This is a genomic window from Mesorhizobium shangrilense (genome assembly GCF_040537815.1).
Classification (GTDB): domain Bacteria; phylum Pseudomonadota; class Alphaproteobacteria; order Rhizobiales; family Rhizobiaceae; genus Mesorhizobium; species Mesorhizobium shangrilense.
The window spans coordinates 2,989,080-3,003,656 of sequence record NZ_JBEWSZ010000001.1; the positions used below are offsets into that span (position 1 = coordinate 2,989,080).

At 61.6% G+C, this 14,577-nt stretch carries 14 protein-coding genes; 2 read left to right on the forward strand and 12 right to left on the reverse strand.

Annotation, left to right across the window (positions count from 1 at the left end; all coding sequences use genetic code 11):
- Positions 1-10: 10 nt before the first annotated feature.
- The 11 genes from ABVQ20_RS14815 to ABVQ20_RS14865 all read right to left on the reverse strand — a co-directional run bounded on the left by ABVQ20_RS14815 (position 11) and on the right by ABVQ20_RS14865 (position 11,995).
- Entirely contained in the window at positions 11-754 is a 744-nt protein-coding gene (locus ABVQ20_RS14815) for an ABC transporter permease (protein ID WP_354460261.1), read from the reverse strand.
- A 49-nt stretch (positions 755-803) separates the two neighbouring features.
- Positions 804-1,571 carry an ABC transporter ATP-binding protein gene (locus ABVQ20_RS14820; RefSeq protein WP_354460262.1) on the reverse strand — a complete coding sequence of 256 codons (768 nt, stop codon included), beginning with the start codon at positions 1,569-1,571 and terminating at the stop codon, positions 804-806.
- A gap of 67 nt (positions 1,572-1,638) precedes the next feature.
- Entirely contained in the window at positions 1,639-2,637 is a 999-nt protein-coding gene (locus ABVQ20_RS14825) for an ABC transporter substrate-binding protein (protein WP_354460263.1), read from the reverse strand.
- A gap of 50 nt (positions 2,638-2,687) precedes the next feature.
- Complete coding sequence (locus ABVQ20_RS14830) at positions 2,688-3,650, reverse strand: dihydrodipicolinate synthase family protein (protein ID WP_354460264.1); 963 nt, start codon at positions 3,648-3,650, stop codon at positions 2,688-2,690.
- 123 nt (positions 3,651-3,773) lie between these two features.
- On the reverse strand, positions 3,774-4,877 hold the full coding sequence (locus tag ABVQ20_RS14835) for an ABC transporter ATP-binding protein (RefSeq protein WP_354460265.1): 1,104 nt from the start codon (positions 4,875-4,877) through the stop codon (positions 3,774-3,776).
- The gene (locus tag ABVQ20_RS14840; RefSeq protein ID WP_354460266.1) at positions 4,864-6,015 is read right to left on the reverse strand and encodes an exo-alpha-sialidase; all 1,152 of its coding nucleotides are present in this window, start codon (positions 6,013-6,015) and stop codon (positions 4,864-4,866) included. Before ABVQ20_RS14840 ends, ABVQ20_RS14835 begins: the two co-directional genes overlap by 14 nt.
- Positions 6,016-6,055: 40 nt before the next feature.
- Positions 6,056-7,255: a sialidase family protein gene (locus tag ABVQ20_RS14845; protein WP_354460267.1), complete on the reverse strand. Its 1,200-nt coding sequence runs from the start codon at positions 7,253-7,255 to the stop codon at positions 6,056-6,058.
- Between the two features lie 49 nt (positions 7,256-7,304).
- Positions 7,305-8,774 (reverse strand): aldehyde dehydrogenase family protein, encoded by a 1,470-nt coding sequence (locus ABVQ20_RS14850; RefSeq protein ID WP_354460268.1) that lies wholly within the window; start codon positions 8,772-8,774, stop codon positions 7,305-7,307.
- A complete protein-coding gene (locus ABVQ20_RS14855; protein ID WP_354460269.1) occupies positions 8,771-9,637 on the reverse strand; it encodes a carbohydrate ABC transporter permease in 867 nt (288 codons plus the stop codon). Before ABVQ20_RS14855 ends, ABVQ20_RS14850 begins: the two co-directional genes overlap by 4 nt.
- Positions 9,637-10,554, reverse strand: coding sequence for a carbohydrate ABC transporter permease (locus tag ABVQ20_RS14860; RefSeq protein WP_354460270.1), 918 nt, complete (start codon positions 10,552-10,554; stop codon positions 9,637-9,639). The genes ABVQ20_RS14855 and ABVQ20_RS14860 overlap by 1 nt, the downstream gene beginning before the upstream one ends.
- A 100-nt stretch (positions 10,555-10,654) precedes the next feature.
- The gene (locus ABVQ20_RS14865) at positions 10,655-11,995 is read right to left on the reverse strand and encodes an extracellular solute-binding protein (RefSeq protein ID WP_354460271.1); all 1,341 of its coding nucleotides are present in this window, start codon (positions 11,993-11,995) and stop codon (positions 10,655-10,657) included.
- Positions 11,996-12,193: 198 nt separating this feature from the next.
- Here ABVQ20_RS14865 and ABVQ20_RS14870 point away from each other — a divergent pair, with 198 nt between their 5' ends.
- Both ABVQ20_RS14870 and ABVQ20_RS14875 read left to right on the forward strand, forming a co-directional pair.
- Positions 12,194-13,267: a GlxA family transcriptional regulator gene (locus tag ABVQ20_RS14870; RefSeq protein ID WP_354460272.1), complete on the forward strand. Its 1,074-nt coding sequence runs from the start codon at positions 12,194-12,196 to the stop codon at positions 13,265-13,267.
- Positions 13,268-13,379: 112 nt separating this feature from the next.
- The gene (locus ABVQ20_RS14875; protein WP_354460273.1) at positions 13,380-13,994 is read left to right on the forward strand and encodes a hypothetical protein; all 615 of its coding nucleotides are present in this window, start codon (positions 13,380-13,382) and stop codon (positions 13,992-13,994) included.
- A gap of 222 nt (positions 13,995-14,216) precedes the next feature.
- Here the strand turns inward: ABVQ20_RS14875 and ABVQ20_RS14880 are convergent, their stop codons facing one another.
- Positions 14,217-14,570 carry a DUF2200 domain-containing protein gene (locus ABVQ20_RS14880; RefSeq protein ID WP_354460274.1) on the reverse strand — a complete coding sequence of 118 codons (354 nt, stop codon included), beginning with the start codon at positions 14,568-14,570 and terminating at the stop codon, positions 14,217-14,219.
- Positions 14,571-14,577 lie beyond the last annotated feature (7 nt).

Below are 14,577 nucleotides of genomic sequence, written 5' to 3' on the forward strand. Positions count from 1 at the left end.
CGTTGAGAGGTCAGTGCGACTGGCGCCGTACCGAAATATGCCAGGGAATGAGGAGGCGCTCGGCGAGCGTGACCAGCCCGAACAAAGCCAGGCCGAGGATTGTCAGGAAAAAGATGCCGGCAAAGGCAAGGTCCGGACGCATGTTGCCAGTGACGATCTGGATGTAGAAGCCGAGCCCCTGGTCCGAGCCGATGAACTCCGCGATGGCGGCGCCGACTGTCGCGTTGATCGCGGCGTATTTGAAGCCGACGAAGCATTGCGGCAGCGCCGCCGGCAGCCGCACCTTGACGAAGGTGCGCCATGCGCTCGCGCCGGTCGAGACGCTGAAGCGCGACAGTTCCTCGCTGAGCGAACTGAAAGCGAGAATGGCGTTGAGCACGATGGGAAAGAAGCAGACCAGGAAGACGATGATCACCTTGGGCAAGAGGCCGAAACCGAGCCAGGAGATGAACAGCGGCGCGAAGGCGATCTTGGGCACCATTTCGACGCAGACGACAAACGGGTAGATCGTGCGGCGCAGGATGGACGAAAATGCGATGGCGAGGCCGAGCGGCAGCGCCAGGATAACAGCCACCGCATAACCCAGCACGACCTCCACGCCCGTGATCCAGGTGTAGTAGAGCAGTCGGTCGATATCCGCCCAGCCCTTCGCGACGACTACCGATGGGGGCGTGAGGATGTAGCGCGGGATTCCGAACCAGACGATGGAGTACTCCCAGATCAGGAAGAACGCCGCGAAGAAGGCAATGGACATCCAGGACCGCGCAATCCAGCGGGCCGCGCGCTCCGGTCGAGAGGGTCGATCAGAGGACGCCATAGCCACGAAATATCTCATGTGCCTGCCGGACGTAGCCGATGAATTGCGGGCTGCTCTTGACCTCGAAATCGCGCGGATAAGGCAGATCGACGGAAATGATCCGCTCGATGCGTCCGGGGCGCGGCGTGATGATGGCGACATGCGTTGAGAGCTGGATGGCCTCTTCGATCGAGTGGGTGACGAACACAACGGTGGGATGGCGCTGCATCCACAGCGCCTGCAGGTCGGTGCGGATGGCTTCCCGGGTCATGGCGTCGAGCTTGCCGAGCGGCTCGTCGAGCAGCATGGTCGCGGGTTGATGCACCAATGCCTGGCAGAATGCGGCGCGCTGCTGCATCCCGCCGGAGAGTTCGTGCGGGTAGCGTTGTTGAAATTCTTCGAGATGGACCGAAGAAAGCAGTTCGTCCACGCTGGCGCGATGGGCGGCCGGTGACAGGCCTCGAAGCTCCAGCTGCAGCTCGATATTGCCTCGCACGGTGCGCCACGGCACCAGCGTGTTGTCCTGAAACATGATGCCGATGTCGGTCTGTGGCCCGATGACGGTGCGCCCGTCGATCGCGATTCGGCCCTCGGTGGCATCGAGCAACCCGGCGATCATAAGCATGAGGGTCGACTTTCCGCAGCCCGACGGACCGAGCAGCGAGACGAACTCGCCCTTCTCGATCTTCATGTCGACCGGCCCGAAGGCATGCAGGGCGCCGGGGCCTGCCCCGAACACCTTCTGCACGCCCGTAAGTTCGATAAGCGGATTCATCGACGGTTCAATCTGGTCCCGGCCGCAGCGAGCACCGGAGCGACGGCAAGCCGCTCCGGTGCGCCAATTACTTGACGAAGTCGTTGGTGTAGAATTGCTTGGCGTCGACCTTGGGATCGAGGTCATTGTACTTTTTCATCAGGGTCACCATGCTTTCCCAATCGGACGGAACGTTCAAGCCGAGTGTCCTGTCCTTGTTCGCCGCCGAATAGAGCAGGCTGAGCGTCACATCGAGCACCGCGCGGGCCTGCGCTTTTCCCTCGTCTTCATTCATCGTTCCGCCGACGATGTCGCCGATCGCCGCGATCGCCGCGTCCGGATTGGCCTCGGCCGCCTTGTAGGACTTGATGGTGGCTTGCACGAAGCGTTTCACAAGGTCCGGGTTTTTCGCGACCATGTCCTTGCGAGCGACGATGCAATATCCGATCTGGTTCACGCCATAGCTGGAATAAGGAAAGATCACCGGGGCGGCGCCGCCGTTCTTCTTGATCTCGGCCGGCTTGTCGTCGATGCCGCCAAGCATGCCCACCGTTTCGCCGGCACCTTGCAGATAGCTCGATACGAGCGCGCCGTCGGGCACGTTGGTGAGTGTGATGTCGGAAGGCGAAAGGCCGGCCGTTGACAGCACGATCGGGAAGAAGGTGTTGACACCGGCATTCGACGTGGTGAGCAGCTTCTTGCCCTTGAGGTCGGAGATCTTGGTGATGCCCGCGTCGGGGCGAACCAGTACCGCATCCGCTCCCATGGCGTCGATCACAGCCACCGAGATCAGCGCGGCGCCCTGCGAGGCAAGGTTCACCATCGATCCGCACGAGCCATAGGAAAAATCGCTATCGCCATTTGCGACAAGGCGGTGCGCGGAACCCGAACCGTTGCCTGAGCGGATATCGAGGTTGATGCCGGCGTCCTTGTAGAAGCCCTTCACCTTGCCGAGGGCGAAGCCGGCATGCGAGCCGTAATACATCCAGTTGAGGCGTAACTTCACATCGTCGTCGGCCTTGGCGGCGCCGACCAGCAACATGGTGGTTGCTACTGCTCCAAGCATCAAATTCTTGAAATTGGTCATAGCGGTCACTCCTATTGTTTTGTCGCTTCTTGTTATGTTCCCGATGTTGTCTAGTTGGCCACGAGGCGTGGCACGCCCGCGGCACGCATCATGTCAAGCGTCCTCGCACGATAGTTTTCACGAATGTCACGTGTTGGCGGACGGCAGCGGCTCGACGGCAGCCCGATCAATTCCATGCACAATTTGTCGAGATAGCCGTCGCCGCTCGTGTAGCCTTTCTCGATCTCGACCCACAGTTTGTAGAAGGGCATGGCCTCTTCCACCATCATCCGCGCGATCTCGGGGTAGTTCTCCGCCTTGACCTCGTCGATGAGCTTGATGCCCCATTCCGGCCAATAGTTGCAGAGGTGCACCTCGAATGCCTGTGCGCCCAGCGACGGCATCGCCGAATATGGAAAGAACAGATTGTTGTCGATGATGGTGAAGCGCCTGGAAAAATTCGAGGTGACATCCTCGAATTCCATGGCGTCCGTTCGCGGCGTCGCCCATTTCAGGCCGACCACGTTCTCGATCCTGGCCAGGCGATCGATCATGCCGAACGACAGGCTCGTCGAAGTCCAGAACGTATTGTAGACGATGATGCCGATGCGGGGCGCCGCCTTGGCCGCGGCCATGACGAACTCCTCGAAATCGGCCTCCGTGTGGGTGAAGTAGAATGGACAGGATACCTGCAGGAAGTCGAAGCCCATCGACTGCGCCGCCTGCGCCAGCCGCACCAGTTCCAGCGTACTGGTCGATTGACCGCCGAAGGCCAGGGGAACGCGCCCCCGAGCTTCGTCGACAACGGTTTCGCCAACGCCAATCCGCTCCTCGAACGACATCGTCGAAAAGTCACCCGCCGCCCCGCCCGCCAGGAGCGTGGCATATTCGGTGTTCAGGCCATTATCGATCAGGAACCGGACATAGGTCCTGATCGCCTGGTGATTGACCGGAAAGCCAGCGCTGTCCTCGAACGGCGTTGGTATTGTTACGTAGCATCCCGCCAGACGTGATTTCAATTTTTCAAAGTCCACAGTCATCTCCTTCATGCAGGCCTGGCAGTTGTCATCGCCCGCCGCTCTGTTCGTTTCGCGTTGACCGTCACTCACGCCCGTCCGAATTGACGAAGCGGAGTCCGGCCGGGACAGTTTCCTGCCCTAGACCTCCCGTTTGAGCGGTATCGTTTTGCCGTCCCGGGCAAACAGATGCGCCCTGCGCCAATCCACGCCGACCTCGCATTTTCCCGGCCCGATGCTCCTTGCCTCCTCGTCGCCTTGACGCATGACCAGCGCGCCCGCCGGATGCGCGGGCGCATGCAGGAAGCTCTCGCCGCCGAGCCGTTCCACGAACTCGACATCGGCCTGCAGCCGCGGGCCGGCAGTCCGGTGCGTGTTGAAATGCTCCGGCCTGATGCCAACGATCACGCTACCGGAGAGCGCCATCGGCTGCGCCAGGTTCAGTTCCACGCTGCCGCCAATCGTTCCCGGGATCCGCAGCGTCAGGCACGTACCGTCCTGCCGTTCGACGGAAGCCTCGAGGAAACTCATCTTGGGCGATCCCATGAAACCGGCGACGAAACGGTTGCAGGGCGCATCATAGATTTGCGCTGGCGTTCCGAACTGCTCGATCACGCCGTCGCGCAACACCACGATCCGGTCGGCCAGCGTCATCGCCTCGGTCTGATCGTGCGTGACATAGATCATCGTGGCGCCCAGGCTTCTGTGCAGCTTGGCGAGTTCAAGCCGCATCTGGACACGCAGTTCGGCGTCGAGATTGGACAGCGGTTCGTCGAACAGGAACACTTCGGGTTCGCGCACGATCGCCCGGCCGATCGCCACGCGCTGGCGCTGTCCTCCGGAAAGCTCCTTGGGAAGCCGGCCCAGCAACGGGCCAAGCTGAAGCGTGTCGGCGACAGCAGCGACCCTCTTGTCACGCTCAGCCTTCGGCATGCCCTGCATCAGCAAGGAGAAGGCCATGTTCTCGGCGACCGTCTTGTGCGGGTAGAGCGCATAGCTCTGGAACACCATGGCCACGCCGCGATTTGCCGGCGGCACGCCGCGCATCGGCTTGCCGCCGATCGCCACAGTGCCGCCGCTGATCGGCTCCAGGCCGCAGATCATGCGAAGCAACGTCGATTTTCCGCAGCCTGACGGCCCGATGAAGACCAGGAATTCACCATGCTCGACCGTCAGGTCGACGCCGGGGATAATGATCTTCTCGCCAAATTTCTTGGAGACGCCCGAAAGCTCAACCTTGGCCATAAGCAAGTCCTTCCTGGCGCCAGCCGTCAGCGTCGGACACGAGGACGCTGGCATGGATGCCTGTGATGCCTTGGGGATCCTGCGCGTAGTAGACGATGTAGAGGCTGCCATCGGCGCGCAGCGCCAGCGACGGATAGCCCAGATCCCGGTTGGGAAGGCCTGAGCGGACCATGTAGGGACTGGCCGAATTCCAGCTGTTCCCCTTGTCTTGCGAGATATAGAGCGCAATGCCGAAAGGCGCGCGCCGCCTTCCGGCGACGCAGGCGATGCGGCCGTCGTCGAGTTCCACCATATCGGCGGGATAGTCTTCGATCCCGGTCGGCGACGGGGCGCTCCACGAGACACCACCATCCTCCGAACTGACGACATGCAGGATGCGCGAGACATTGTCGCGCAGGAGCATGACGACACGGCCATCGCGCAGCAGGATGGGCGCCGGCTCCTCGAAGGCATGCCCTTCGCCCGCCGCGAGGAGATGCGGCACGGACCAGCTTTGGCCACCGTCGCCCGACCGCACGGTGAAGACGGCGGCATAGTTTGGTACATCGCAGAGCGGCAGCATGATTTCGCCGCCGACCTCGATGCCGCCACGCATGCCGTAGCCGCCGCTGAAGGGCGATGTGTCGATGCGCGTCGACGCGGTGAAAGTGCTTCCACCGTCGACCGAACGATGAATCCATGTCTGCCCGCCTCCGCGTGCCCAGGGATAGCGTTCCGCAAGCGTGGACTTCCGCGGCGTCCAGTCCTGGAGTTCGGCAGCCATGGCTTCAGCGCCCATCAACTCCTCCGGGCGCTTGTAAGTGCCCGCCGCAAGGTGGGCCTGCGCATAGGCGAGCGTATGCCAGTCGAACCGCCACTGGTTCAAAAGCACCACGCCCGAGCCAAGCGGGGTGAGGCCGGCGCATTCCACGCCTTGCCAGCCGAAGTCGGGGACGATGGAGGGAGCCGACCAGCTTCTCCCCTCGTCCGCCGATCGCATCAGCATGTTGCAGTACAGCGGGTCCTGCGGCGGATGCAGGACCCCGGCACGGCGGCGCGACTGCGTGAATACCAGCAGCCAATTGTCGTTGGCCGCAACCGTGAGATGCGGATGCGCGCTGTATGCATGCGGATCGCAATGGATCGTCTGGTGATCCATTCGAGATATCAAGGCTGCCGCGCCGGATGTCATTGACGGCTCAGACCCGGAAGCGCGTGCAACGGACATATTGCAGCGGCTTCGGGTCGTCGCTCCATTCGTGATACGAGCAGACGATCGCGCCGTCCTGCGTCTGGACGACGCTTGGGTAGCCGATGTGCTGGTAGATGCCGGGGTGGTTCCAGTCGACGCCACCGCCGTCGATCTTGCCGGAAGCCGGCGACATGCGGCTCGAACCGGGGGTCTCCGTCACCGTCTGGCCGGGCACGCCGCCCTCACGGATGACGAACTCGTTCTTCACATCCCAGTTGATGCCGTCGTCCGAAATGATCGCACGCACGCCATAAGGCGGCCGGCGATAGCCGTAGACCATCAGGTAGCGGCCATCCTGAAGCGCGATGAGCTCTGGCGGATAGCCCCAGATGTTGGTCCACTTCGGCGGGGTCCAGCTGAAGCCGTCGTCCTCGGATACGATCATGACCATGTTCTTGGCGTCACTGGTCGGGTTGACATGCGTGCGCATGAAGCAGACCAGCCTGCCGTCCGCTAGCCGGACCAAGCCGGGCTCCTCATAGTCGATGATGCTGGCCGGGTCGTAGCCCAGCGTCGAGAAGTATTCCCAGTTATCGCCGCCATCGTCCGAACGCATCAGCGCCGAGCGTGTGCTTTCGCCTTCGCCCTCTTCCTCATAGCCATGGATACGGCCGTAGAGGCCCATCAGAAGCGAGCCGTTCGGCAGCTCCCAGCAGCCGAGGCGGCAACCGCCGTGCTTGAGCGGGCGCACATTGACGGGGATAGGCTGCGTCCAGGTTTCGCCACCGTCCTTCGACTTGACGACGAAGGTGCCGAGCCAGGCCTGCGTCTTGTAGGCCCAGGTCCAGTCGCCCCATTCCTTGGTGTTGGGATGCGAACTCCATGACGGCTGTTCGGGTTTGATGCCGCGCTTGAAGAAGCCGGTGATGGTCAGATTGACGATGAGCGTGCCGTCCTGCGTTTCGCAGATGCCGCAGTCCCAGTTGCCCTGCGTTTCGGACCAGGGCAGCACGACCTTTGGCGGGCTCCAGGTCTTGCCGCCATCCTTCGAGCGGGTCATCAGCGTCTGGCCGCTGTCGTGATGGAAGGGGAAGCGCTCTTCGTTGAACACCGCGAGTATATCGCCATTCTTCAGAAGCCGCGTCGCGATCTGGTTGACGCAATGCGCCGGATCCTTGAAGATCGTGAAGTGTTCAACGTCTTTCATAACAGTCATTCCCTGGTTTCCTCTTTTGGGATGTCTTGGTTTTTTCGGCCTACAGCCGAATTCCGATATTCTTGATGCTGAGGTAGTTGCGGATGCCGGGCAATCCGCGCTCGCGGCCGACCCCGCTGTCCTTGATGCCGCCGGTCGGCGCCTGGACGCCGCCGATGAACCAGCCATTGATCCAGACCGAGCCGGCCTCGACGTCGCGGGCAAATGTCAGGGCGCGCGAGATGTCGCGGCTGTAGACGCCGGCGACGAGCCCGAAGCCGAGGCCATTGGTCATGGCGAGCGCCTCTTCGGCGGTATCGAAGGACAGCGCCACGGCGACGGGACCGAAGATCTCTTCGCGGGCAAGCGTGCTTGCCGGATCGACGCCGTCGAAAATGGTCGGCTCGACGAAATAGCCGGTCTCGAGCCCTTTCGGACGGCCGCCACCGAGCCGCACTGTCGCTCCCGATGCGCGGCCACCGTCGATGTAGGATCGAACCTTGGCATGCTGCTCCTTCGAGACCAGAGGCCCGAGATCGCAATTGTCGAGACCCCGGCCGACCGTCAGCCGGGCCGCGCCCTCAGCCAACCGGTCGAGGAATTCCTCGCGGATCGATCGATGCAGCAGGAACCGCGACGACGAGGAGCAGACCTGGCCGCTGTTGCCGAAGGCGCCGTCGAGCGCGTCGAAGGCTGCCCTTTCCAGGTCGGCATCCTCGAACACGACCATCGGGTTCTTGCCGCCGAGTTCGAGCACCACGGGCTTCAGCCCCTGTGCCGCGCCGGCGTAGATCTTGCGCCCCGTTTCGACAGATCCGGTGAAGGTGATGCCGCGCACCAGGGGATGCGAAACGAGCGCAGCGCCTGCGTCTTCGCCAAAGCCCGCCACGACATTCACCACGCCATCGGGCAATCCAGCTTTCTGGCAGAGTTCAGCGAAGGCCAGCGCCGTCAGCGGCGATTGCTCGGCAGGCTTGATCACGACCGTGCAGCCCGCGGCAAGTGCCGGCGCCACCGAGCGTGCAACCATGCCCAGCGGATAGTTCCAGGGCACGATATGGCCGGTCACGCCGACCGGCTCCAGCATGGTGAAGTCGACGAAATCGCGACCGAGCGGAATCGTCGATCCTTCCATCTTGTCGGCCGCACCGGCGTTGTAACGCAGCGTCGCGCACACGCCCCTGATGTCGCCGAGCGCCTCCTTGACCGGCTTGCCGACATCGAGCGTTTCGAGCAGTGCAAATCGTTCAGCGTCCGCTTCCAGCAAATCCGCGAGCTTGAAGAGCAGGCGTCCGCGCTCGGCCGGGCTCAAGTCGCGCCAGTCGCCATGCAGCGCGCGGTGCGCGGCCCTGACCGCGGCGTCGATATCGCAGGCATCGCCGCGCGCCACGATTGCCAGCACCGCTTCCGTGCTGGGATCGATCGTTTCGAATGTCCGGCCTTCAGCGGATTTTCGCCACTTGCCGTCAATGAAGTGCTGGCCCGGCAGAGGATCGATTAGATCGGCGCGGGAATAGGTTCGTACCGTCATTGTTTCACGCTGCCCTGCGAAAGACCCTGGATGAAATAGCGCTGCAGGAAACAGAACAGCAGCAGGCTGGGGATGCTCAGGATGGTCACCGCCGCCATGGCGACGCTATAGCCCTCGATCTGGGTCTGCGTTCCGACCACTGGCGTGAAGGCGGCTATGCCGACGGGAAGCGTCTTCATCGACTCGTCGAAGGTGACGAGGAGCGGCCACAGGAAGTTGTTCCAGTTCAGGGTGAAGATGATGACCGAAGCCGCGATTGCCGGTGCCCGGGCGAGCGGCAGCGCAATGCGGAAGAACAGGTTGAACGGTCCCGCGCCGTCCATTTTCGCGGCCTCCTCCAATTCCTTGGGGAACGACATGAAGAACTGGCGGAAGATGTAGACGCTGAACACATTGCCGATCGATGGCAGGATGAGCGCCTGGTAGCTGCTTGCCCAGCCGATTTTGACGAAGCCAAGCAGCAACGGGATCACCGAAACCTCGGTGGGTATCATCAGCGAGGCGAGGAAGATGTAGAACAGTGTGTCCCGGCCGGGAAACCGCATGCGCGCCAACGCGTAGCCCGCCATCGCACCGAACAGGACACAGAGGAAGGTCGACACCGTCGCCTGCACCACGCTGTTGAAGCCCCAGCGTATGACGGGGTAGTCGAAGACCTTGATGTAGTTGTTGAAGGTGATGCGGTGGGGGAGCCATTCGATGTCCTTGGTCATGACATCGCCTGGAAACTTGAAGGAGGTCGACACCATCCAGACGAAGGGCAACCCCCAGAGAACGGCGACGGCCATGCCGAGCGGCCATATGAAGAGATCCGCTCTTTCGAGGCCGCGCGCCTCGAGCTTTTGATCCAGCCAGGCGGTCATCACGCACGCTCCCTGAGAAGAAAGCGCTGGACCACGGTGATGGCCAGGATCAACGCGAACAGCAAGAGGGACACCGCGGCGGCGTAGCCGAACAGGTTCCTGACGATGGCGAGATTGTAGATGTAGTGGATCGGCGAGGACGAGGAACTGGCCGGGCCGCCATTGGTCATCACGTAGACCTGGCTGAAGATGCGCAGCGTGGAGATCAGCTGCAGCGTCACCACCATGCTGATGACCGGTCGCAGATGCGGCAGGATCACATGCTTGAAGCGCTGCCAGCGGTTGGCACCATCCACCCGCGCCGCGTCGATGATCTCGCCTGGAATATCCTGCAAGGCGGCAAGGAACAGCACGAAGGCAAGGCCAAGATCCCACCAGACCGAAGCGATGCTGACGCCAACCAGCGACCAGCGCGTGGAGGTGAGCCAGGGGATGTCGTCGAAACCGAGAAAGGACAGGTAGTAATTGACGAGCCCATACTGGGTGTCGAGCATCCAGACCCATACAAGCCCGATCACCGTCGCTGACACGACCGTGGGGGCGAAAAAGAGCGTGCGCGCCAGGCCCGATAGCGGATAGCGCTTGTTGACGAAAAGCGCGAACAGCAAGCCGAACCCGGTCACGCAGGGAACGATGACGAGGCCGTAGAGGAAGACGTTCCTGAACGCGACAGCCACCCACTGGTCGGTGAACGCCTTGTGGAAATTGTCGAGCCCCACCCATTTCGGCGTGCCAACGATGCTCCAGCGCGTGAACGAGACATAGACGCCGAACAGCACGGGAAGGATGTTGAACAGGAAGAACGGCAGCGCGAAGAAGGCGACGAGCAGATAGCCCGCACGATCGGTCGGATGGCGCTCGGCTCCGAAGTCGGCGTGGCCTTGGAAGTCTTGGCCTTGCAGGATTGCCGTTGTCATGTCGATCTGTCCGTCTTGCGGCAATGGTCGGGAGCGGCCCGTCGCGATGTTCGGCGCGACGGGGAGCGATCAGCCAGGTTCCCGGGAAACTGCCCCGGGATCAGCCTTCGTCCAGATCAGATTGCCACTGCGTCTGGATCTGCTGCATTGCTGCGTCGATCGTCGTCTGTCCCGACCACACGCCCTCGAGCGTCTTGGCGAGGAAATTTCCGCCCGAATAGATCGTGAAGTTGGGACCATTCACCACCGGGATCTCGCCGACGGTGGCAAAGCTCATTCCGTCGACGAAGGCACCGCGGATATCCCACGGGCTGCCGGCGGTCTTGTAATCGGGACGCTCCAGGATCGATTTGCGCGGAGAAGCGCCGCGCCCAACGGTGGTCCACAGGAAGCTGTTGTCCGACAGCCATTTCACGGCCGCCATCGTTGCCTCGTGGCGCCCTGGATCGGCCTGTTTGTAGAATTCCAGGCCGCCCATCTCGAGATAGGTGACGTGCTTGGCGCCGATCTTGGGAAACAGCACCGTCTTGAACGGCAGTTTCTGCGCGACATAACCGTTGAGCGTCCACGGACCGGTCCAGAAGATCGAGCCCTGCCCGGTTCCGAATGCCTTGTAGCGGTCGGTGACGTCGCGGGTCGAAACCTTGTGCTTGTCGAAAAGGTCGAGCACCCATTGCATCGCCGCCTTGCCGGCCTCGGGGTTCACGCAGGCGGTCTTCAGATCGTCGCTGGCGCGCTGGAAACCCATCTGTTCCGCAACGATGCCCCAGGTGACGGTGGGCTGGACGCCGGAACCGGTCATCATGATCCCCGAGCGGGTGACCTTGTCGCCTTCGCGCTTGGTCATGGCTTTCGCCCATTCCAGCAGCGTGTCGCCATCCATCGGCGGCTTGCTGGCATCGAGCCCCGCTTCCTTGACATGATCGAGGTTGATTTCAGGCTGAAGGCTCATCAGGTCCATGGGGATCATGAAGACCTTGTTGTCGTATTTCGGGTAGCGCGAGCCCGCGATCGACGTCGCGCTGAAGTCGGCGAGGTCGAGACCCGAACTGGCGATGAGATCATCAAGCGGTATGATGACCTCGTCGCGCGCCAGTTGGGCTGACTTGCCCGCTGTACCCCAGCCAAAGTCCGGCGCCTTGCCGGTGGCCGCTGCCGCGAGCACCTTGGTTACATATTGCTCCTCCGGAACCACCTCCATGCGGATCTGGACGCCCTTGTCCTTGTGCGCATCGTTGAAGGCGGCGATCATCTTGGCCCACACCTCGCCGTCCGAAGCCGATAGCCAGCTCCAATGGACGATCTCGATCGGGTTCGCGGCCGAGGCGCGGCCGGTCCAGATGTGCGGAACGGCAAGACCGACCCCGGCTGCCGCTGCCGACCTCAAAAGTGTCCGGCGGTTCAGGGCAAAAGTCGATTTGTTCAATGAAGTCAAATCCATGACAATCTCCCACGCGGCATGCGCTGGGCGCTTACCACGCTCTGTTAGAGCTTATTTTTCTATGTTCCCTCGTCGAGACCGTCCCAGAACGTGCTCTCGGCGTGGTGGCAGTGTTGGCCAATCGGCCGGCCAAGAGTTGATCCATAGCGTCACATAATATATCTGGAACGTCATCAGTAATTTTCTCGGACGCTTGTCGTGGTCACAGATACGAATCCCGTCATCGCAGCCGCCTCCAACCGCCGGCCGCGGTTCGCCTTTCTGCTGCAACCCGAATTTCCCATGAATGCCCTGATCATGGCGACCGAGGCGCTGCGCATTGCCAACCAGAACAGTGGTCAGCATCTGTTCGAATGGATCATGATTTCGGATTCGGGCGACTCGGTACGCGCCAGCAACGGCATGTGGGTTGCCGCCAACCACGATCTGGCCAACTTTCCGCGGTGTGACTTTCTGGTCGTCCTGGAAGGCAATCTGCCGACGCAGAACATATCGGCCAATGTGCGCGGAGCCCTGCGCAATGCGTACCGGCACGGATCGATGATCATAGGCGTCGACACTGGCGCCTTCGCCATCGCGGCAGCCGGCCTCACGGGTGATCGCGAGGCAGTGGTGCACTGGGAGGCTGTGTCGTCCTATCTCGAACATTTTCCGGCGGCCGAGACAAAGAACCAGATCTATTTCATCGATCGGCAACTTGCCTTCTGCGCAGGCGGGGTGGCGACACTCGACATGATGCTCGACCTGATCGGAAGGCTGCGTGGGGCGAGTCTTGCCAAGGAAGTCGCCAATGCGCTCATCCATACGCCGCGCGAGGGCACTCATCCGCAGCGAACGGACGATGATGCGATTGGCGAGACGCAACCTTCCTTGTCCCACAGGATTGTGGCGCTGATGGAAGACAATCTCGATTTCCCGCTGTCGCCGAAGAGCCTTGCGCGCCACCTCGGTATTTCCGTGCGGACACTGGAGCGCTGCTGCCTTCGCCAATTCAACCAGACCCCGAACCAGCTCTATCTGCGCTCGCGCCTGCAGGCGGCACGCAACCTGCTTTTTTATGAAGAGCGTGAAATCAAGGATGTCGCCTATGCTTGCGGCTTCTCCTACCCTTCGGTTTTCACCCGAGCTTTCACCGCGCAGTTTGGCCAATCGCCGCGCGCGTTCCGCCAGGCATTTCGCGAAACACAGATCACTGTCCGCCCGGAGATCGCCAGAATGTCTCGCAACCGCCTGCCCGGCACGGGATCGACCGCCGACGAGGTGGGCGTCTAGAGAGGGATCAGAACAGCGCTATGAAGACGAGAGGCTCGTCACCTTGCCATGGCTCACATGTGCCAGGCTCATCCGGGATCGCAAGTCGGATCGGAAAACGTCAGAGCGAAGTATGAGCAGCTCCCCGTCATTGATTGCCGAGTGGCCGTTACTGCCGTCAGCGACGCTCGGATCATCAGTGCGCACAAAGGGCATCGAACGCGAAATACGAGCCCGCCTGCCGTGGCCGGTGAGAAAATGTGTCAAGGCTGAGACCGGGCGCATTGCATTGCGTATGTCCGAAATCGAGGCAGATGAGTTCAAAGCCGTATCGGCGAAAATCTCCAAGACGCTTGAGGGGATCGAGGTGCTGCCCGTGCTTCCACGCGAAGTAGAGGATATCCTCACGATCTCTTCGCGCGAGCGTCACAAGTGGCTCAAGGACGGTCGGCTGCAAAGTATGGGGACACGAACCGTAAAGATGCGTGGGCGATCGAAGGCGGTGACCTTCCACGTCTTTGACCCGCGGCACATCGAGGACGTTCTTGATCGCGACCTGGCGACTGTTTGGAGGGAGGAAGATGCACAGGAAGCTTCCGAAAACAGACGGCGCGGTGCCGGCAAGGCCGCACTGACGCGTTCGGGAAAGGGCAAGGCCGCAGCTGCCAGGAGAGCCCGGAAAGGAGATGTTCCGCAGCCAAAGTTGGAAGGTTGGGATGCGTTCGAAGAAGAGGGATTGCTGCGCTGATAAAATCGCAAGCGAAGCGCCCAGAGTGCTGTTGAATCGTTGGTTCAAGATTGCGCCTAAAGGCACATTTCATTGCGTCTGCTTGGCGCCTGACAGTGGTCATCTAGCAAATCGATGCCGCGTCCTAAAAGCGGACATCCGAGCAAACAGGCCGAGGCGGCACACTGGCGCCAGATGCGGTCGCGCGATGCATGCCTCGCACCAGCGCGGACAATTGCCCGGCTATTGGCGCAAGACTTTTTCCATCGGTTTTCCCTTGGCGAGTTCGTCTACGAGTTTGTCGAGATAGCGGATTTCGCGCATCGTGCTTTCCTCGATATCCTGCACACGTACGCCACAGATCATGCCGGTGATCAGCGATCGGGAGGGATTCATCTGCGGCGCCTGCGCGAAGAAATCCTCGAAGTTGGTCTTCTTCGCCAATTCCTTCTCCAGCGTCTCCTGGCTGTGGCCGGTCAGCCAGCGGATGACCTCATCGACCTCAGCCCTCGTACGCCCCTTCTTCTCCGCCTTGGCCACATAATGTGGATAGACGCTCGCCACGCTCACCGAATAGATGCGATGGTTGCTGTTCATGCGTCCT

Excerpts from the sequence above, each read along its gene's own strand:
- ABVQ20_RS14835 (WP_354460265.1), bottom strand. The coding sequence starts at position 4,877 with ATGGCCAAGGTTGAGCTTTCGGGCGTCTCCAAGAAATTTGGCGAGAAG.
- ABVQ20_RS14820 (WP_354460262.1), bottom strand. The coding sequence starts at position 1,571 with ATGAATCCGCTTATCGAACTTACGGGCGTGCAGAAGGTGTTCGGGGCA.
- ABVQ20_RS14815 (WP_354460261.1), bottom strand. The coding sequence starts at position 754 with ATGTCCATTGCCTTCTTCGCGGCGTTCTTCCTGATCTGGGAGTACTCC.
- ABVQ20_RS14825 (WP_354460263.1), bottom strand. The coding sequence starts at position 2,637 with ATGACCAATTTCAAGAATTTGATGCTTGGAGCAGTAGCAACCACCATG.
- ABVQ20_RS14840 (WP_354460266.1), bottom strand. The coding sequence starts at position 6,015 with ATGGATCACCAGACGATCCATTGCGATCCGCATGCATACAGCGCGCAT.
- ABVQ20_RS14845 (WP_354460267.1), bottom strand. The coding sequence starts at position 7,255 with ATGAAAGACGTTGAACACTTCACGATCTTCAAGGATCCGGCGCATTGC.
- ABVQ20_RS14855 (WP_354460269.1), bottom strand. The coding sequence starts at position 9,637 with ATGACCGCCTGGCTGGATCAAAAGCTCGAGGCGCGCGGCCTCGAAAGA.
- ABVQ20_RS14865 (WP_354460271.1), bottom strand. The coding sequence starts at position 11,995 with ATGGATTTGACTTCATTGAACAAATCGACTTTTGCCCTGAACCGCCGG.
- ABVQ20_RS14860 (WP_354460270.1), bottom strand. The coding sequence starts at position 10,554 with ATGACAACGGCAATCCTGCAAGGCCAAGACTTCCAAGGCCACGCCGAC.
- ABVQ20_RS14880 (WP_354460274.1), bottom strand. The coding sequence starts at position 14,570 with ATGAACAGCAACCATCGCATCTATTCGGTGAGCGTGGCGAGCGTCTAT.
- ABVQ20_RS14875 (WP_354460273.1), top strand. The coding sequence starts at position 13,380 with ATGAGCAGCTCCCCGTCATTGATTGCCGAGTGGCCGTTACTGCCGTCA.
- ABVQ20_RS14850 (WP_354460268.1), bottom strand. The coding sequence starts at position 8,774 with ATGACGGTACGAACCTATTCCCGCGCCGATCTAATCGATCCTCTGCCG.